At 64.0% G+C, this 19,069-nt stretch carries 13 protein-coding genes; 7 read left to right on the forward strand and 6 right to left on the reverse strand.

All coding sequences use genetic code 11. The annotated features are described in order from the left end of the window. Positions 1-194: 194 nt before the first annotated feature. Both metH and metF read right to left on the reverse strand, forming a co-directional pair. Entirely contained in the window at positions 195-4,058 is a 3,864-nt protein-coding gene (gene metH, locus ABIB80_RS07090; protein WP_007599744.1) for a methionine synthase, read from the reverse strand. Between the two features lie 6 nt (positions 4,059-4,064). Then, on the reverse strand, positions 4,065-4,985 hold the full coding sequence (metF, locus tag ABIB80_RS07095) for a methylenetetrahydrofolate reductase [NAD(P)H] (RefSeq protein ID WP_007599745.1): 921 nt from the start codon (positions 4,983-4,985) through the stop codon (positions 4,065-4,067). 392 nt (positions 4,986-5,377) lie between these two features. On the opposite strand from metF, the gene ABIB80_RS07100 reads away from it, so the two are divergent. Next, the gene (locus ABIB80_RS07100) at positions 5,378-6,391 is read left to right on the forward strand and encodes an LLM class flavin-dependent oxidoreductase (protein ID WP_007599746.1); all 1,014 of its coding nucleotides are present in this window, start codon (positions 5,378-5,380) and stop codon (positions 6,389-6,391) included. A 45-nt stretch (positions 6,392-6,436) separates the two neighbouring features. Here the strand turns inward: ABIB80_RS07100 and ABIB80_RS07105 are convergent, their stop codons facing one another. Together ABIB80_RS07105 and ABIB80_RS07110 are read right to left on the reverse strand one after the other, a co-directional pair. Beyond that, complete coding sequence (locus ABIB80_RS07105) at positions 6,437-7,282, reverse strand: prephenate dehydratase (protein WP_007599747.1); 846 nt, start codon at positions 7,280-7,282, stop codon at positions 6,437-6,439. A 21-nt stretch (positions 7,283-7,303) separates the two neighbouring features. Then, positions 7,304-8,044, reverse strand: coding sequence for a 3-deoxy-manno-octulosonate cytidylyltransferase (locus tag ABIB80_RS07110; RefSeq protein WP_007599748.1), 741 nt, complete (start codon positions 8,042-8,044; stop codon positions 7,304-7,306). Between the two features lie 231 nt (positions 8,045-8,275). Between ABIB80_RS07110 and ABIB80_RS07115 the strand changes: the two genes are divergently transcribed. The 6 genes from ABIB80_RS07115 to ABIB80_RS07140 all read left to right on the forward strand — a co-directional run bounded on the left by ABIB80_RS07115 (position 8,276) and on the right by ABIB80_RS07140 (position 16,765). Beyond that, complete coding sequence (locus ABIB80_RS07115; RefSeq protein ID WP_007599749.1) at positions 8,276-8,830, forward strand: c-type cytochrome; 555 nt, start codon at positions 8,276-8,278, stop codon at positions 8,828-8,830. 209 nt (positions 8,831-9,039) lie between these two features. Next, on the forward strand, positions 9,040-10,941 hold the full coding sequence (locus ABIB80_RS07120) for an extracellular solute-binding protein (protein WP_007599751.1): 1,902 nt from the start codon (positions 9,040-9,042) through the stop codon (positions 10,939-10,941). Between the two features lie 14 nt (positions 10,942-10,955). Continuing rightward, positions 10,956-12,836 (forward strand): extracellular solute-binding protein, encoded by a 1,881-nt coding sequence (locus ABIB80_RS07125; RefSeq protein WP_007599752.1) that lies wholly within the window; start codon positions 10,956-10,958, stop codon positions 12,834-12,836. Then, positions 12,833-13,942, forward strand: coding sequence for a microcin C ABC transporter permease YejB (locus ABIB80_RS07130; RefSeq protein ID WP_007605353.1), 1,110 nt, complete (start codon positions 12,833-12,835; stop codon positions 13,940-13,942). Before ABIB80_RS07125 ends, ABIB80_RS07130 begins: the two co-directional genes overlap by 4 nt. Beyond that, positions 13,942-15,123: an ABC transporter permease gene (locus ABIB80_RS07135; RefSeq protein ID WP_007599755.1), complete on the forward strand. Its 1,182-nt coding sequence runs from the start codon at positions 13,942-13,944 to the stop codon at positions 15,121-15,123. Before ABIB80_RS07130 ends, ABIB80_RS07135 begins: the two co-directional genes overlap by 1 nt. A gap of 4 nt (positions 15,124-15,127) precedes the next feature. Continuing rightward, a complete protein-coding gene (locus ABIB80_RS07140; protein ID WP_007599757.1) occupies positions 15,128-16,765 on the forward strand; it encodes an ABC transporter ATP-binding protein in 1,638 nt (545 codons plus the stop codon). Between the two features lie 6 nt (positions 16,766-16,771). On the opposite strand, the gene ABIB80_RS07145 is transcribed toward ABIB80_RS07140, so the two are convergent. Further along, positions 16,772-17,626, reverse strand: a complete 855-nt coding sequence (locus ABIB80_RS07145; RefSeq protein ID WP_354127156.1) for a C40 family peptidase — start codon at positions 17,624-17,626, stop codon at positions 16,772-16,774. Further along, positions 17,619-18,992, reverse strand: a complete 1,374-nt coding sequence (locus tag ABIB80_RS07150) for a leucyl aminopeptidase family protein (protein ID WP_007599762.1) — start codon at positions 18,990-18,992, stop codon at positions 17,619-17,621. The genes ABIB80_RS07145 and ABIB80_RS07150 overlap by 8 nt, the downstream gene beginning before the upstream one ends. Positions 18,993-19,069: the final 77 nt, after the last annotated feature.

Raw genomic sequence — 19,069 nt, forward strand, 5'->3', positions numbered from 1 at the left:
CGTGTGGTACGCGCGCATGATCGCGACGGACGAGGCAGCGAGTGTCAAACGGGCGCGGTCGGCGATCATGCATTCATACAGGTGTTTTGCCCGACGCCGCAAGTCATTTCGGCAAGACCGAAATTTATCGAGCTTTTTCAACCCCATGTCTACTGTGCATGGGGTTGATTTCTCGCTTTTTGTTTGGAGGGCGCCTAACCCGCGCCCGCGCGCTTCTTCTGCCAGACCAGGTGCACCGCGCAGGTGCAGCCCGGCGGATGCGAGGCAAGCTCCTTCGACGTCTCGTCGTTCGCCGGCGTTGCCGCGAACGCCGCCTTGTCGCCTGGGCTCTCTCGCGCCGGGATGTAGTTCAGGATCGGCGCGAGCCAGCGCTCGGCCTCGGCGACGCTCATGCCCTTGCGCGCAGCATAATCCTCGACCTGATCGCGCTCGATCTTGCCGACGCCGAAATAATAGCTCTCGGGGCTAGCGAGATAGAGCCCCGACACCGAAGAGCCCGGCCACATCGCAAAGCTCTCGGTCAGCTTCACGCCGGCGGTGTTCTCGGCGTCGAGCAGCTCGAACAGCGTCGCCTTCTCGGTGTGATCGGGCTGCGCGGGATAGCCGGGGGCGGGACGGATGCCCTGGTACTTTTCGAGGATCAACTCGTCGGTCGAGAGCGCCTCGTCGGGCGCATAGGCCCAGAACTCGCGGCGGACGCGGGCATGCATGCGCTCGGCAAAGGCTTCGGCGAGGCGGTCGGCCAGCGCCTTGCACAGGATCGAGGAGTAGTCGTCATTGGCCATCTTGAACCGGTCGGCGACCACATCCTCGCCGATGCCGGCGGTGACGACGAAGCCCCCGACATAATCGGGCACGCCGGTGGTGGCGGGTGCGACGAAGTCGGACAGCGCGGCGTTGAAACGGCCCTCGCGCTTCTCGAGCTGCTGGCGCAGCGTGTGCAGCGTCGCGATCGTCCTGGTCCGGCTCTCGTCGGCATAAAGCACGATGTCGTCGCCCTCTGCATTGGCCGGCCAAAAGCCGACGGTGGCGCGCGCTCGGAACCATTTTTCCTTGACGATCAGGTCGAGCATTTTCCGCGCGTCGTCGTAGAGCGAGCGCGCGACCTCGCCGACCTTGGCATCGCTAAGGATGGCGGGGAAGCGCCCGGCGAGCTCCCAGGTCTGGAAGAACGGCGTCCAGTCGATATAGGGCACCAGCTCGGCGAGATCGTAGTCGTCGAAGCTCCTGGTGCCGAGGAAGGTCGGCTTCACCGGCTTGTTCGCGGCAAAGTCGACCGGCACGCGGTTGGCGCGGGCGGTCGCCAGCTTCAGCCGCTTCTTGTCGGCCTGGGCGCGCATATGCGCGTCCGAGATCTTTGCGTATTCAGCGCGGACTTCGGCGGCATAGGCCTCGCGCCTCTCGGGCGACAGCAGAGCAGACGCAACACCAACGGCGCGGCTGGCGTCGTTGACATGCACCACGGGGCCGGCGCGATAGCTCGGGTCGATCTTCACCGCCGTATGCACACGGCTCGTGGTGGCGCCGCCGATCAGCAGCGGCAGCTTGAGGCCTTCTCGCTGCAATTCTGCGGCGAAGAACGCCATCTCGTCGAGCGAGGGCGTGATCAGGCCGGACAGCCCGACGATGTCGGCCTTCTCCGCCTTCACGGTCTCGACGATCTTGGCTGCCGGCACCATCACGCCGAGGTCGATCACCTCGTAATTGTTGCACTGGAGCACGATGCCGACGATGTTCTTGCCGATGTCGTGGACGTCGCCCTTGACGGTCGCGAGCACGATCTTGCCGGCGGACGAGGAGCCTTCCGTGCCGATGCCGTTGGCGAGATTGCGCGCCTTCTCTTCCTCCATGAACGGCATAAGCCAGGCGACCGCCTGCTTCATCACGCGGGCCGACTTCACCACCTGCGGCAGGAACATCTTGCCGTCGCCGAAGAGATCGCCGACCACGTTCATGCCGGCCATCAGCGGTCCCTCGATCACGTCGAGCGGGCGCGTCGAGGCCTTGCGGGCCTCTTCGGTATCCTGCTCGATGAATTCGGTGATGCCGTGCACCAGCGAATGCGACAGCCGCTTCGCCACCGGCCATTCGCGCCAGGCGAGATCGGCTTCCTTGGTCTGGGTCTTGTTGCCGCGGAATCTTTCCGCGAGCGCCAGCAGACGCTCGGAGGCGCCGGGGTCGCGGTTGAGGATGACGTCCTCGCACACCTGGCGCAATTCGGGATCGATGTCGTCATAGACGATCATCTGCCCGGCATTGACGATGCCCATGTCCATGCCGGCCTTGATGGCATGATACAGGAACACCGAGTGCATGGCCTCGCGCACCGGCTCGTTGCCGCGGAACGAGAATGACAGGTTGGACACACCGCCAGAAATGTGCGCGCCCGGCAGATTCTTGCGGATCCAGCGCGTCGCCTCGATGAAGTCGACGCCGTAATTGTTGTGCTCCTCGATGCCGGTTGCGATCGCGAAAATATTCGGATCGAAGATGATGTCTTCCGGCGGGAAGCCGACGCGGTTCACCAGGATGTCGTAGGCGCGCTTGCAGATCTCGGTCTTGCGGGCGAACGTGTCGGCCTGGCCGACCTCGTCGAACGCCATCACCACGACGGCCGCGCCGTGGCGGCGGGCGATCTTGGCCTCGTGAACGAACTTCTCCTCGCCCTCCTTCATCGAGATCGAGTTGACGACCGGCTTGCCCTGCACGCATTTCAGGCCGGCCTCGATCACCGAGAATTTCGAGGAATCGACCATCACCGGGACTCGGGCGATGTCGGGCTCGGCGGCGACGAGGTTGAGGAAGGTCACCATCGCGGCTTCCGAGTCCAGAAGACCCTCGTCCATGTTGACGTCGATGATCTGCGCGCCGTTCTCGACCTGGTCGCGCGCGACTTGCAGCGCGGCGGTGTAGTCGCCGGCAGTGACCAGCTTGCGGAAGCGGGCGGAGCCGGTGACGTTGGTGCGCTCGCCGACATTCACGAAAGGAATCGCGTCGGTCAGGATGAACGGCTCGAGGCCGGAGAGCCGCAAGCGAGGTTCGATCTCCGGCACGATGCGCGGCTTGTGCGGCGCGACCGCAGCCGCAATCGCCGCGATATGGTCCGGCGTGGTGCCGCAGCAACCGCCGACGATGTTGACCAAACCATCACGCGCGAACTCGCCGACCAGGCGCGCCATGTATTCCGGGGTCTCGTCATACTGGCCGAACTCGTTGGGCAGGCCGGCATTGGGATAGGCACAAACGAGCGTGTCGGCGACGCGGCCGATATCGGCGATATGCGCGCGCAGATCTTCCGCGCCGAGCGCGCAGTTGAAGCCGATGGTGACGGGCTTGGCGTGCTGCACCGAATGCCAGAACGCTTCCGGCAACTGGCCGGACAGCAGGCGGCCGGACTTGTCGGTGATGGTGCCCGACACCATCACGGGCATGTCGATGCCGCGTTCCTCGGTGATCTCGGCGATCGCGTAGAGCGCCGCCTTGGCGTTCAGCGTGTCGAAGATGGTCTCGACCAGCAGCAGATCGACGCCGCCGTCGAGCATGCCGTTGATCTGCTCGCCATAGGATTTGCGCAGATCGTCGAACGTGACGGCGCGGTAGCCGGGATTGGACACGTCGGGCGAGATCGAGGCGGTGCGGTTGGTCGGTCCGATGGCGCCCGCGACGAAGCGCGGCTTGCCGTCCTCGGCCTCGACGCGGCGTGCGGCATTGCCGGCGAGGCGGGCGCCTTCACGCGCCATCTCGTAGACGATGTCGGCGAGATCGTAATCGGCCTGGGCAATCGAAGTCGTGGAGAAGGTGTTGGTGGCGACGATGTCGGCGCCGGCACGCAAATAGGCGGCGTGGATGTCCTCGATCGCCTGCGGCTGGGTCAGGATCAGGAGGTCGTTGTTGCCGCGCAAATCGCGATGGAAGTTCTTGAAGCGCCCGCCGCGGAAGGCGGCTTCGTCGAACTGGAGGTTCTGGATCATCGTGCCCATGGCGCCGTCGAGCACGAGAATGCGCTCGCGCGCGGCGTTGAGCAGGGCGGTTCGCTTGGGAGAGGTGGATACGGTCATGGTGTCTTAAGCCGCCTTCTGCGCGCTCTTGGCGCGGATGCCGAGCAAATGGCTGATCGCGAACACGAGATCGGCGCGGTTCATGGTGTAGAAATGGAAGGTGTCGACGCCGTGCTTGGCCAGCTTCTGCACCTGGCCGGCGGCGACGGTGGCCGCCACCAGCTTGCGGGTCTCGGCGTCGTCGTCGAGGCCCTCGAATTTCGCGGCGAACCAATCCGGCACGGAGGTGCCGGCGCGGGTGACGAAATTGCGAGCCTGCTTGAAATTGTGCATGGGCATGATGCCCGGCACGATCGGGATGTTGATCCCGCGCGCCCGCACGCGGTCGAGATAGCGGAAGTAGAGGTCGTTATCGAAGAACACCTGCGTGATCGCGCGGGTCGCGCCCGCATCGACCTTGGCCTGCAGCGTGTCGATGTCATCGTCGAAGTCGCGCGCCTCGGGATGCTTCTCGGGGTACGCCGACACCGACACCTCGATATCGCCGTGCCGCTTCTTGATGCCGGCGACGAGGTCGGCGGAACTCTGGTAGCCGTCGGGATGGCTGGAGTAGGCCGTGCCGATGCCGCCGGCGGGATCGCCGCGCAAAGCCACGATGTGGCGGACGCCGACCTCGTGATAGCGGTCGACGATCTCGTCGATCTCCCCGCGCGAGGCGCCGACGCAGGTCAGATGCGCGGCCGGCAGCAGCGCGGTCTCTTTCAGGATGCGCGAGATGGTCGCGTGGGTCCGCTCACGGGTCGAGCCGCCGGCGCCATAGGTCACCGAGACGAATTTCGGGTCGAGCGGGGCCAGCCGGTTGATGGTGTCCCAGAGATTGCGCTCCATATCTTCCGTCTTGGGCGGAAAGAACTCGAAGGAGATCGCAGGCCGCTTCAGGTACCCGTCTTGCCCGTCGGTGTGGGCAGGCATCGTCGCGTCAGTCATGGGCACCACTCACTCCAAGGGCTCGCCGGGTCGCTGGCGGCCGGCGGTCAGGTCTAGATTGGGAGAGGTCAAGATAGGCCAAAGCGGCCGCACTCGACAGCCCATCAGTGATGGGAAATTGCCCACTTTACGGGTATAAATTAAGAAACATCTGAGGTAAGAGGTCGAGGTGGGAAGTTCGATTTTAGATAAAATATCTGATATATCAGATATATAATAGAAGAGGGTGGTTCGTTCGGCGCGAATTTATCGGTGGGCAATATGAAAATGATACTATTAGCGCGGTCGCTGTCCCAACACTGCGGCGAAGTCCCGCGAGTCCGCGGCCTGCACGTCAGACCTGCGCGCCCGGCCCATTGCCGCTGCGCCGCTCTCCACTACGTTAGCGCGCCATGATCCCGCTCTCAGTCCTCGACCTCTCCGTCGTCACAAGCGGCACAAAGCCCGCCGCGGCGCTGCGCAACAGCATCGACCTGGCGCGCCATGTCGATGGGCTCGGCTATGTCCGCTACTGGCTCGCCGAGCATCACAATCTCGCCTCTGTCGCTAGTCCGGCGCCCGACGTGATGATCGGGCAAATCGCGGCGGTGACGAAGCACATCCGCGTCGGCTCCGGTGGCGTGATGCTGCCAAATCACGCGCCGCTGGTCGTGGCCGAGCGCTTCAAGATGCTGGAGGCGTTGTTTCCCGGCCGCATCGATCTCGGCCTCGGCCGCGCCCCCGGCACTGACGGTGCCACGGCCTATGCGCTGCGCAGCCGGCTCGACCGCCGCGAAGGCGATGATTTCCTCGAGCGGCTGCACGAATTGATCCTGTGGCAGACCCGGGAATTCCCCTCGGGCCATCCCTACCACAACGTCGTCGCGATGCCCGACGATACGCCGTTGCCGCCGATCTGGCTGCTCGGCTCCAGCGATTATTCGTCGGAGCTCGCCGCGCAGGTCGGCATGGGCTTCGCATTCGCCCATCATTTTGCGTCCCACGATGCGATCGATGCGATGGTGCACTATCGCAATCGTTTTCAGCCCTCGGCCTGGAGTGCGAGTCCGCGCGCGATCCTCGCGGTCGCCGTCATCACGGCCGACACCGATGACGAAGCCGAAAAGCTCGCCGCGTCTTTCGACCTCAACCGCCTGCGCCGCGACCGCGGCCAGTATCTTCCGTTGCCGAGCGTCGAAGAGGCGCTGGCCTATCCCTATAGCGACTCGGAGCGCATCTCGATCCGGCGCAACCGCTCGCGCCTGTTCGTCGGCAGCGCTGCAACCGTGCAGAAGACACTGCAGCCGTTGATCGACGCGAGCAAGCCGGACGAGTTGATGGTGATCACCGCCGTGTACGATCACGAGGCGCGCAAGAAATCGTATTCGCTGCTGGCGGAGGCGTTCGGACTTAAGGCGGTCGGATAAGGCTCTCGTGCCCCGGCTCGCGCTTCGCGCGTCCGGGACACGGGACTATTCCATCGTCGCGCGGAACGGGTGGCCTGGATACACGCCGACGATGCGGAATTCGCGCGAGAAGAATTTCAGCTCCTCGATCGCGAAAGCGAGGCCCTTGTCCTCGGGGTGGCCGTCGACGTCGGCGTAAAACTGGGTGGCGAAGAAATTGCCGTCGACCATGTAGCTCTCGAGCTTGGTCATGTTGACGCCGTTGGTGGCAAAGCCACCGAGCGCCTTGTAGAGCGCGGCCGGCAAATTGCGCACCCGGAACACAAAAGTCGTGACCAGCGGACCGGAGCCCTGTGCGGCCCATTTCGGTTCGCGCGCCAGCACCACGAAGCGCGTGGTGTTGTGGGCCTCGTCCTCGATGTCCTCGGCCAAAATGTCGAGGCCGTAAATCTTTGCGGCCAGGCGCGAGGCGATCGCGGCCACCGTCTTGTCGTTGCGCTCGGAGATGTCGCGGGCGCTGCCGGCGGTATCGGCGTGCACGATGGGCTTGATGCCGAGCTTGCGGATGATGCGCCGGCACTGGCCGAGCGCGTGCACATGGCTTTCGACGCTCTTGATGTCTTCGAGCCGGGTGCCCTTCACCGCCATCAGCTGATGCCGGACCGGCAGAAACCATTCGCCAATGATGAAGAGGCCGGAGGCCGGCAGCAAATGATGGATGTCGGCGACGCGGCCCGCGACCGAATTCTCGATCGGGATCATACCGAGATCGGCTTCGCCGGACGAGATCGCCGACAAGGCGTCCTCGAAGGTGGCGCAGGGCATCGGCTCGGCGTCGGGATAGGCCTCGACGATGGCGATGTGGGAATTGGCGCCAGGCTCGCCCTGGAATGCGATTTTCAGCTTGCTCATGCTCGGCCTTGTAACAGCGGCTCAGGATTTGGAAAGGATGCTGCGGGCGGTTTCCAGGTCCGCCGGCGTGTCGACCCCGCGGGGCACGGTATCGACAATGGTGAAGTCGATGCGCATTCCGGCCTCGAGCGCCCGGAGCTGCTCGAGCTTCTCCTGCAATTCCAGCGGCGAGGGCGGGAGCCGGACGTAGCGTTCCAGCGCGGCACGGCGATAGGCATAGAGACCGATATGGTGGTAGCGCGGTCCGTCGCCGGTCGGGGCGGTTGCGCGGGTGAAATAAAGTGCGCGCATACGTCTGCCGCCGAGCGAGGTCCCGATCGCCTTCACGACGCTCGGCGCGAGGTCCTCCTCCTCGGTGTGGATCTGCGAAGCCAGCGTTGCAATGTCCACGACGGGGTCTTGCAGCGGCGGCAGCACCTCGCGGATGTTGTCGATCGTGATGGTCGGGAAATCGCCCTGCAGATTGACCACGATCTCGGCTTTGCCGTCCGGATCGAGCTTCAGCATGGCCTCGTGGATGCGGTCGGAGCCGGACGGGTGCTCCGGGCGGGTCATCACGGCCTCGCCGCCATGGGCGGTCACGACGGACGCGATCTCCGCCGTGTCGGTTGCGACCGCGACCCGGCCTATCCCGGCGGCTTCGGCACGGCGCATGACGTGCACGATCATCGGCTGCCCCGCGATATCGGCGAGCGGCTTGCCGGGCAGGCGGGTGGCGGCCATGCGGGCCGGAATAAGCACCAGGATGCGGGGATCGATCATGATTCAAGGGCCTGGGTTCAAGGGCCTGGAAACGAGGCGTTTTCCGCGCCGAGAAATGGGTGGGGACGGGCGTGAAGCCCGCTCGCTTATACGGGTTGCCAGACCCCGGGCAAACCGATATCTCAATGGCAAAACTCGGGGAAACAGTAAGGAACGTTGATTCTCCGAGGCTCGTCCTGGCGGCCGCATTGGGCCGCTCGATCCTTCTTGCGGTGTGGGGCCTGGCCGGAAATGGACTCTTTCGAACTGAACAAGATTCTCGGTGCCGTGCTCGGCACCTGTCTCCTTCTGCTGGTGACGAGCTTCACCGCCCAGGCGTTGTTCTCGCCCAAGATGCCGGAAAAGCCGGGCTTCGAGATCGCAGTGAAGGAAGACGCCGGCCACGGCAAGGAAGGCGGCGCTGCCCCCGCGGCCGCCGAGCCGATCGAAAAGCTGCTCCAGACCGCCTCGGTCGAGAAGGGCGCCGCCGCCGCCAAGAAGTGCGGCGCTTGCCACACCTTCGAGAAGGGCGGCCCGAACCGTGTCGGTCCGAACCTCTATGGCGTCGTCGGCGACCATGTTGGCGAAGGTCGCGGCGGCTTCAACTTCTCGGCAGCGATGAAGGCCAAGGGCGGCACGTGGGACTTCGATGCGCTCAACAAATTCATCGCCAATCCCAAGGCGGCTGTCCCGGGCACCGCGATGGGCTTTGCCGGCATCCCGAAGGATAGCGAGCGCGCCGACGTGATCGCTTACCTGAACAGCCTCTCCGACAGCCCGAAGCCGCTGCCCACCGCGGCGAAGTAAGGCCTATCGACTTCGCTCTTCGTAAGCGGCCAGGCTGAAAAGCCTGGCCGTTTGCTTATCCGGGCCTCGCGGCGTTGTTATCGGGGCGTTTGGCCGCAGCGATCGGCCAGCCGGCCTTCCAAGATGAGGAAAAAGCAACATATTCCGTCGAAACCTCGCCTATATTGGGAACTTAAAGGAGTAGCCTCCTTCAAGACAGGAATGTTGATTTGGCCCTTACCCGACGCGATCTCCTGCTCACTGGCACTGCTGCCGTAACGCTCCCCGCCCTTGGTTCCGTAGCGGGCCTTCCCGCCGTCGGCGTGGCACACGCGCAATCCGCCAACGAGCCCACCTGGCGCCATGCTCTGTCGCTGTTCGGACAGGTCAAATACCCCGCGGACTTCAAGCGCTTCGACTACGTCAATCCGGAAGCGCCAAAAGGCGGCGTCGCGCGCCAGATCGCCGTCGGCACATTCGACAATTTCAACATCGTCGTCTCCGGTGTGAAGGGGCAAGTCGCCGGCGCCGTAGCATTCATCTACGAATCCCTCACGACGGCCGCGCTCGACGAAGTCTCGACCGAATACGGCGCGCTGGCCGAGGCCGTCAGCCATCCGGATGATTTCTCCTTCGTGACTTACCGCTTGCGGCCGCAAGCCAAATGGCACGACGGCAAGCCGGTTACCGCGGATGACGTGATCTTCTCGCTCGATTCCTTCAAGAAGCACCACCCGCAGTACTCGGCGTATTACAGCCATGTGGTGAAGGCCGAGAAGGTCGGCGAGCGCGAGGTGAAATTCGTGTTCGACGCGCCGGGCAACCGCGAACTGCCGCAGATCGTCGGGCAGCTCACAGTCCTGCCGAAGCATTGGTGGGAGGGCACCGACGCGCAGGGCCGCAAGCGCGATGTCTCCGCCACCACGCTCGAAGTGCCGCTGGGTTCGGGCCCCTACCGGGTCAAGGAATTCGTTGCCGGACGGTCGATCGCGCTGGAGCGCGTAAAAGATTATTGGGGGCGCGACCTCGCGGCCAATGTGGGCCGTAATAATTTCGACGAGCTGCGCTACGAGTATTTCCGCGACGCCACCGTGGCGATCGAGGCCTTCAAGGCCGATCAGGTCGATTGGCGCACCGAGAACAGCGCGAAGAACTGGGCGACAGCCTACGACTTCCCGGCCGTCACCGAAAAGCGCGTGATCCTCGAGGAGTTCGCCAATCGCAGCTCGGGTGTCATGCAGGCCTTCGTGCCGAACCTGCGCCGCGCCAAGTTTAAGGATCCGCGCGTGCGACGCGCGCTCAATTACGCGTTCGACTTCGAGGAGATGAACAAGCAGATCTTCTACGGCCAGTACAAGCGCATCAGCAGTTATTTCGACGGCATCGATGAGCTGATGGCGACCGGGTTGCCGCAGGGCAAGGAGCTCGAGATTCTCGAGACGGTCCGCGCCGAGGTTCCGCCCGAAGTCTTCACGACGGCCTATACCAATCCAGTCGGCGGCAGTCCGGAAGCCGTGCGCGACAATCTGCGCGAAGCGCTGCGCCTGTTCAAGGAAGCCGGCTACGAGGTGCGCGACCGCAAGCTGATCGACGTCAAGACCGGCACCCAGTTCTCCCTGGAGTTGCTGAACTCGGATCCGAGTTTCGAGCGGATCACGCTGTTCTATAAGCCCTCGTTAGAACGGCTCGGCATTGCCGTCAGCGTGCGGACGGTGGATCCCACCCAGTACGAGAACAGGACGCGCGAGTGGGATTTCGACATCGTCACCAACTCCTGGGGCGAGTCGCAGTCGCCGGGCAACGAGCAGCGCGAATTCTGGTCCTCGAAGACGGCCGACATCGCCGGTTCACGCAATATTACCGGCATCAAGAATCCAGCTGTCGACAAGCTCATCGAGCGGGTGATCTACGCCAAGGGTCGCGACGATCTCGTCGCGGCAACCAAGGCACTCGACCGCGTGCTCCTGTGGAATCACTACGTCGTGCCGCAGTGGACTTATACGAAGGTCCGCACCGCGCGCTGGGATCGGTTCGGCCGGCCGGCGGAATTACCCAAATACGGTCAGTCCGGCTTTCCGTTCATCTGGTGGTACGACGCGGACAAGGCGGCGCGGATCGCAAAGAAGTCGTGAAGGACATTCTCCGCATGGCGCAGCTTTCACGCCGGCATGTGCTGGCCTTGGGTGCCGGTGGCGCGTTCGGCGTCTCCTGGCTCCGGGGCGCGACAGCGTCCGAGATGCCCGCCGAGGCCCACGGCATGTCGGCCTTCGGCGACCTCAAATATCCCGCCGACTTCCATCACTTCGAGTACGTCAATGTCGACGCGCCGAAGGGCGGCACCTTCTCGCTGATTCCGTCGGTGCGCGCCTACAACCAGTCCTACCAAACCTTCAACTCGCTCAATGCCTTCATCCTCAAAGGCGATGGCGCGCAGGGCATGGACATGACGTTTGCGCCGCTGATGGTGCGAGCCAATGACGAACCGGACGGGATGTACGGGCTTGCCGCCAAGTCTGTAAATATATCGGCAGACAGGCTGGTTTATCGCTTCACGATGCGGCCCGAGGCGAAGTTCCACGACGGCACCAAGCTGACCGCGCACGACGCGGCGTTTTCGCTGACGTCGCTGAAGACGAAGGGCCATCCCCTGATCATCGTGCAGATGCGCGATATGGTCAGCGCGGAAGCTGTTGACGATGCGACGCTTGTTGTGACCTTCGCCAAGGGACGCGCGCGCGACGTGCCACTCTATGTGGCGAGTCTGCCGATCTTCTCGAAAGCCTACTATGCCTCCCGTTCGTTCGACGAAACGTCTCTGGAGATCCCGTTGGGTTCGGGGCCGTACAAGGTCGGCAAGTTCGAGGTCAACCGCTACATCGAATACGAGCGCGTCAAGGATTGGTGGGCTGCCGATCTGCCCCCCTGTCGCGGCAGCTACAATTTTGACGTCGTGCGCTACGAATTCTACCGCGACCGCGATGTCGCCTTCGAAGGTTTCACCGGTAAGAACTATCTCTATCGCGAGGAGTTCACCTCTCGGATCTGGGCGACCCGCTATGACTTCCCTGCGGTGAAGGACGGTCGCGTCAAGATGGAGGTCGTGCCCGACGACACGCCCTCCGGCGCGCAAGGATGGTTCATCAACACGCGGCGCGACAAGTTCAGGGATCCCCGCGTGCGCGAGGCACTGATCGACGCCTTCGACTTCGAGTGGACCAACAAGACCATCATGTACGGTGCTTATGCCCGCACGGTGTCGCCATTTCAGAACTCGGACCTCATGGCGAGCGACGGGCCTCCGCCGCCGGAAGAGCTGAAGCTGCTGGAGCCGTTTCGCGGCCAGATTCCCGACGAGGTGTTCGCTGCGCCGTTCACGCCGCCGGTCTCGGACGGCTCCGGGCAGGACCGCAGCCTGCTGCGCAAGGCGCAGCAACTGCTCAGCGACGCCGGCCTGCCGATCAAGGACGGCAAGAGGGTGCTGCCAAACGGCGAGATCTTCAGGATCGAATTCCTGTTGGACGAGGCTTCGTTCCAGCCGCACCATGCGCCCTACATCAAGAATCTCGCGACGCTTGGCATCGAAGCGAGCGTGCGCCTCGTCGATGCCGTGCAATACAAGGCGCGCCAGGAAGATTTCGACTTCGACATCACGATCCAGCGCTTCAGCATGTCGGCGACACCGGGCGATGCTATGCGCGCGTTCTTTTCCTCGCAGGTCGCGGCGACCAAGGGCTCCTATAATCTCGCGGGCGTCGCCAGTCCGGCCATCGACGCCATGATCGAGAAGATCATGGCGGCGGACAATCGCGAGGACTTGACCGTCGCCTGCCGGGCCTTCGATCGGCTGTTCCGCGCCGGCCGTTATTGGGTGCCGCAATGGTACAACAAGACGCACCGGCTTGCTTATTGGGACCAATTCGGTCATCCGCAGAAGCCGCCGCGTTATGCCAACGGCGTCGGTGCCCCCGACATCTGGTGGTACGAGGGCGGCAAAGCCGCCAGGCTCGAGCAGGCGAAACAGCCATGAGCGCCTATATCGCCCGCCGCATCCTGCTGATGATCCCGACCTTGCTCGGGATCCTCTTCGTCTCCTTCATCGTCGTGCAGTTCGCGCCGGGCGGGCCGGTCGAGCGCGTGATCGCGCAGCTCTCGGGCGCCGATACCGGCGGGACCTCGCGCATTTCGGGCGGCAGCGACTTTGCGCAACGCGCCCCGGGGCAGTTAGGCGCTGGCGGCGACGCTATCAATTCGAAATATCGCGGCGCGCAAGGCCTCGATCCCGATTTCATCAAAAAGCTGGAAGTGCAGTTCGGCTTCGACAAGCCGGCCCCGGAGCGCTTCGCACTGATGGTCTGGAATTTCGCCCGCTTCGATTTTGGCAAGAGCTATTTTCGCGATGTCAGCGTGCTGCAACTCGTCAAGGAGAAGTTGCCGGTCTCGATCTCGCTCGGCATATGGCTGACGCTGCTGACCTACCTGATCTCGATTCCGCTCGGCATCCGCAAGGCGGTCAGGGACGGGACGCGCTTCGACACCTGGACGTCGAGCGTGCTCGTGCTCGGCTACGCCATACCCGGGTTCCTGTTCGCGATCCTCTTGATCATCCTGTTTGCCGGTGGCTCGTTCTTCAACTGGTTCCCGCTGCGCGGACTGACGTCAGACGGCTGGTCGCAATTTCCGTGGTACTGGAAGATCATCGATTATTTCTGGCATTTGACGCTGCCGCTGATCGCCATGGGGCTCGGTGCGTTCACCACCATGACGTTCCTGACAAAGAATTCGTTTCTGGACGAGATCCGCAAGCAATACGTGATGACCGCGCGCGCGAAAGGCTGCAGCGAGAATAGGGTGCTCTATGGCCACGTCTTCCGCAACGCGATGCTGATCGTCATCGCCGGCTTTCCCTCGACCTTCATTCACGCTTTCTTCTCGGGCTCGCTTCTGATCGAGACCATCTTCTCGCTGGACGGACTGGGACTGCTCAGTTTCGAGAGCGTTCTCAACCGCGACTACCCCGTGGTGTTCGGCACGCTCTTCATCTTTTCGCTCGTCGGCCTCGTGATCAACCTGATCTCTGACCTGACCTATATGTGGATCGATCCGCGAATCGATTTCGAGGCGCGGGAGGTCTGATGACGCTGGCCGCCCCCACCACGCCGATCGAAACCACTGCGAAGTCGCCGCTCGGCAATGCCGTGCCGATCACGCGCAAACCGTTCGTGCCGTCGCCGCTCAACAGGCGCCGCTGGCAGAATTTCAAGGCGAACCGGCGCGGCTATTGGTCGTTCTGGATCTTCCTGATCCTGTTTGTGGTGTCGCTGTTCGCCGAGCTGATCGCCAATGATCGGCCGTTCCTGATCAAATATGATGGCCACCTTTATTGGCCCTCCGTCGTCACCTATTCGGAAACCACTTTCGGCGGCGATTTCGAAACGGCGGCCGACTATCGCGATCCCTATCTGCAGAAGTTGATCAAGGACAAGGGTGGCAGCATCGTCTGGCCGCTGATCCGCTATTCCTACGACACCCACAATCTCGATCTGCCGACGCCGGCGCCGTCGAAGCCGACCTGGATGCTGACGGAAGCGCAATGCAAGCCTGTCGTCGAGAAGAAAGGCCTCAAGAGCTGCCGCGATCTCGAATACAACTGGCTCGGCACCGACGATCAGGGCCGCGACGTGGTGGCGCGGCTGATCTACGGCTTCCGCATCTCGGTGCTGTTCGGCCTCTGCCTGACCATCGTCTCCTCCATCGTCGGTATCGCGGCCGGCGCGGTGCAGGGCTATTTCGGCGGCTGGATCGACCTGTTGTTCCAGCGTTTCATCGAGATATGGACTGCGATTCCTTCGCTCTATCTACTGCTGATCCTGTCGTCGGTGCTCGTGCCCGGCTTCTTCGTGCTTCTCGGCATCCTGCTGTTGTTTTCCTGGGTGTCGCTGGTCGGACTCGTGCGCGCGGAATTCCTGCGCGGGCGCAATTTCGAGTATATCCAGGCGGCGCGGGCGCTCGGCGTGTCGAACAAGGTCATCATGTTCCGGCATCTGTTGCCGAACGCGATGGTCGCGACCATGACGTTCCTGCCGTTCATCGTGTCGAGTTCGGTGATGACGCTAACGGCGCTCGACTTCCTCGGGTTCGGACTGCCGCCCGGCTCGCCGTCGCTCGGCGAGCTGCTGTCGCAGGGCAAGTCCAACGTGCAGGCGCCCTGGCTCGGTTTCTCCGGCTTCTTCTCGGTCGCCATCATGCTGTCGCTCTTGATTTTCATCGGCGAGGCCGTGCGCGACGCGTTCGATCCGCGCAAGACGTTCAGGTAAGCCAATGGACGCGATCAACCAGCCCCTGCTCAGCGTGCGCGAGCTCTCGGTGGCCTTCCACCAGGGCGGCGTCACCACGCTCGCGGTCGACAAGATCTCGTTCCAGATCAGGCGCGGCGAGTGCGTGGCGCTGGTCGGCGAGTCCGGCTCCGGCAAGTCGGTCAGCGCGCTCTCGATCCTCAAGCTCTTGCCCTATCCGAACGCCTCGCATCCTTCGGGCAGCATCCACTTCAAGGGCCAGGAACTGATCGACCGGTCGGAGCAGGAGATGCGGGAGATTCGCGGCAGCGACATCTCCATCATCTTCCAGGAGCCGATGACCTCGCTCAACCCACTGCACACGATCGAGGCGCAGATCGGCGAGATCATCCAGCTGCACAATCCGACCAGCAATGCCGAGGCGCGCAGGCGGACGCTGGAATTGCTGACGCAGGTCGGCATTCCCGAGCCTGAAACGCGGCTGAAGAGCTATCCACACCAGCTCTCCGGCGGCCAGCGTCAGCGCGTGATGATCGCGATGGCGCTCGCCAACGAGCCTGACCTCTTGATCGCGGACGAGCCGACCACGGCGCTCGACGTCACCGTGCAGGCGCAGATCCTGACGCTGCTCGCGGAGATCCGCAGTCGCCTCGGCATGAGCCTGCTCTTCATCACCCACGATCTCGGCATCGTGCGCCGCATCGCCGACCAGGTCTGCGTCATGAAGGGCGGCGAGATCGTCGAGCAGGGGCCGGTCGAGCAAGTGTTCAAGACCCCGAAGCATCCTTACACGCGCGACCTGCTTGCCGCGGAGCCGAAGCCGGATCCGGCGCCGCCGCAGCCGGATGCGCCGGTGGTGATGTCGGCCGACGACCTGAAAGTCTGGTTTCCGATCAAACGCGGGTTGATGCGCAAGACGGTCGGTCACATCAAGGCGGTCGACGGTGTCAGCATCGCCGTGCGCAAGGGCGAGACGCTTGGCGTCGTCGGCGAGTCCGGCTCGGGCAAGACCACGCTGGGGCTCGCATTGCTGCGGCTGATCTCGTCGAACGGACGCATTGTGTTCCTGGGAAAGGATATCCAGGGCCTGCGCTTCAAGGAGATGCGGCCGTTCCGGCGCGACATGCAGATCGTGTTCCAGGATCCGTTCGGCTCGCTCAGCCCGCGCATGTCGGTCGCCGACATCGTTGCCGAAGGCCTCACCGTGCATCAGCCGCAGCTCTCGCGCGGCGAGCGTGAGGAGCGCGTCGTCAAGGCGCTCGAGGACGTCGGACTGAAGCCGGATACCCGCCACCGTTATCCGCATGAATTCTCCGGCGGCCAGCGCCAGCGCATCAGCATCGCCCGGGCGGTGGTGCTGGAGCCGGATTTCGTCGTGCTGGACGAGCCGACCAGTGCGCTCGACATGCTGATTCAGGCGCAAATGGTCGATCTGCTACGTGAATTGCAGCGCCGGCGCGATCTCACCTACATGTTCATCTCGCACGATCTGCGCGTCGTCGCCTCGCTCGCCAGCCATCTGATCGTGATGCGCGGCGGCAAGGTGGTCGAGGAAGGCCAGGCCGCCGAGCTCTTCAAGAACCCGAAGACGGATTACACGCGCGCGCTGTTTGCGGCGGCGTTCCGGCTGGAGACGGCGGGGAATGGGTCTGCGGCGACTTAGCGTCCGTCAGAGCCGCTTGATCGCGGTGACCTCGCTGCCGGCTTGCTTGATCCTTGCGATGGCCGGCTCGATCGGCTCGATCGCCGTTGCCATGTGATGCGCATTGGCGTGGACCATAGTGTCGGCGTCGCGGACGATGGCGACATGACCCTTCCAGAAAATGAGATCGCCGCGCAGCAAGCTGCTCCGCTCATGCGGCTCCAGCGCGCGGCCGAGGCCGGCCTGCTGCATGTCGCTGTCGCGCGGGCAGCCGATGCCCGCTGATGTCAGCGAGATCTGGACGAGGCCGGAGCAATCGACGCCGAGGCTGCTCTTGCCACCCCAGAGATAGGGCGTGCCGACGAAACGCTCGGCGACTGCGACGAAATCCGGCTCGCGATGGCCAAGCGGGGCGAGATGGGCCTTGGGCAGATATTGTCGGTCGCCCGTCACGGCGAAGCTGCCGTCCTCGCGTGCAACCGCGATCTTCGATCCCATCACCAGCGTGTCCGCCGGCGGCAGCTTGATCGAGGGGCCGGGGAAGGCAAAGGTTCGTAAAGCCCTGACTATGTGGGTCGGCGCGGCCGCAGGCTTCATGAGCGCTGCGTCCGGCAGCCAGCCGACATAGCCGTCACCGGAAAGCTGACCCCATGCCCAGCCTTCGCTGTTGCGGTCGTAGACCGTGACGCGCTCGCCGCGCAACGCTTGCGTCATCAGCATCGCGTTCGGCGACGGCTGCTCGCGCACGGGCGCGATCGCCTCGATCATCTCGAATTCCTCGCCCGTGACGAAGCGATCCGCCTGCACCGTGCCTTCGAGATACTTCGCGGCGAGGTCGCCTCGCGACGGTGTCAGCCTTGGATCTCGTCCCGGATCACGCATAGCGCTCGCTCAACAATGTGTAGATCGCGCGCGCGGCCTGGCACTCGCCGCCCTCGGGGCGTGCGGGCTTCGCCGACGGCGTCCAGCCGTAGATGTCGACATGCAGCCAGCTCTTGGCCTGTTCGACGAAGCGTTGCAGGAACAGCGCGCAGATGATCGAGCCGGCAAAGCCGCCTGACGGTGCGTTGGTGATGGTGGCCGTCTTGGAGTCCAGCCACGCATCGTAAGGCGGCCACAGTGGCATGCGCCACAACGGATCGTTCTCCCTCGCCGCGCATCGTGCGACGTCGGCGGCCAGCGCCTCATCATTGGTGTAAAAGGGCGGCAAATCCGGCCCCAGCGCGACGCGTGCCGCTCCCGTCAACGTGCCGAGATCGATCAGCAGGTCCGGCTTTTCCTCGTCCGCCAGCGCCAGCGCGTCGGCGAGCACCAGCCGTCCCTCCGCGTCCGTATTTCCGATCTCGACCGTGATGCGCTTGCGCGAGGTGAAGATATCGAGCGGGCGGAAGGCATTGCCCGCGACCGCGTTCTCCACGGCCGGAATCAGCACGCGCAGTCGCACCTTCAGCTTCGCATCCATCACCATGCGCGCCAGCGCCAGCACGTTGGCGGCGCCGCCCATGTCCTTCTTCATGATCAGCATGCCGCTCGACGGTTTCAAGTCGAGCCCGCCGGTGTCGAAGCAGACGCCCTTGCCGACCAGCGTCACCTTGGGATGGGCCGGGTCGCCCCAGCCGATGTCGATCAGCCGCGGCGCGCGGCTAGATGCCATGCCGACGGCGTGGATCAGCGGAAAATTCGTCTTCAAGTCGTCACCGATGGTGCAGGCAAAGCTTGCACCGAATTCGGCGGCGAGATCCTGCGCGGCCGCGGCCAGCTCCTCCGGCCCCATGTCATTGGCCGGCGTGTTGATGAGGTCGCGCGCCAGTGTTGCGGCGTCCGCCATGCGGTTGATCTCGGTCGCGTCGACGCCGTCGGGCGGCACGAGGCGGACCTCGGGGCGATCCGCCTTGCGGTACCGGGCGAAGCGGTAGCTGCCGAGCGCGAAGGCGAGTGCGGCGAGCCGTGCATCGTGCGGTGCATTGGCGAAGCGATAGATGCCCGGCGGCAGCAGGCCGGGCAGGGCGCCCGGTCGGAACAGGTCGCGCGATCTTGCACCTTCGTCCTCGAGCCCGAACAGCACTTGCGCGATCGCGCCATCGAGCGCGGGCAGCGCGAGATAGCCGCCCGGCTTTGCGGTAAAGGCGCTCGCAATGGCGAACTGGCGTTGCGCCGCCGGTAGCCCCTCGGCGACCTGATCCCAGCTCGACTTGGTGACGAAGGTGATCGGGATGGCGGTAGGCGACGTCTCGAAGACAGAAGGCATTGGCGGGTCCGGATCCAGATCGAGCGGGTCATACGAACGGACGAGATTTCGCAGAGTTTTGCCGCCGCCGCAATCAG

It is taken from the genome of Bradyrhizobium sp. i1.15.2, assembly GCF_040548425.1.
GTDB lineage: Bacteria > Pseudomonadota > Alphaproteobacteria > Rhizobiales > Xanthobacteraceae > Bradyrhizobium > Bradyrhizobium canariense.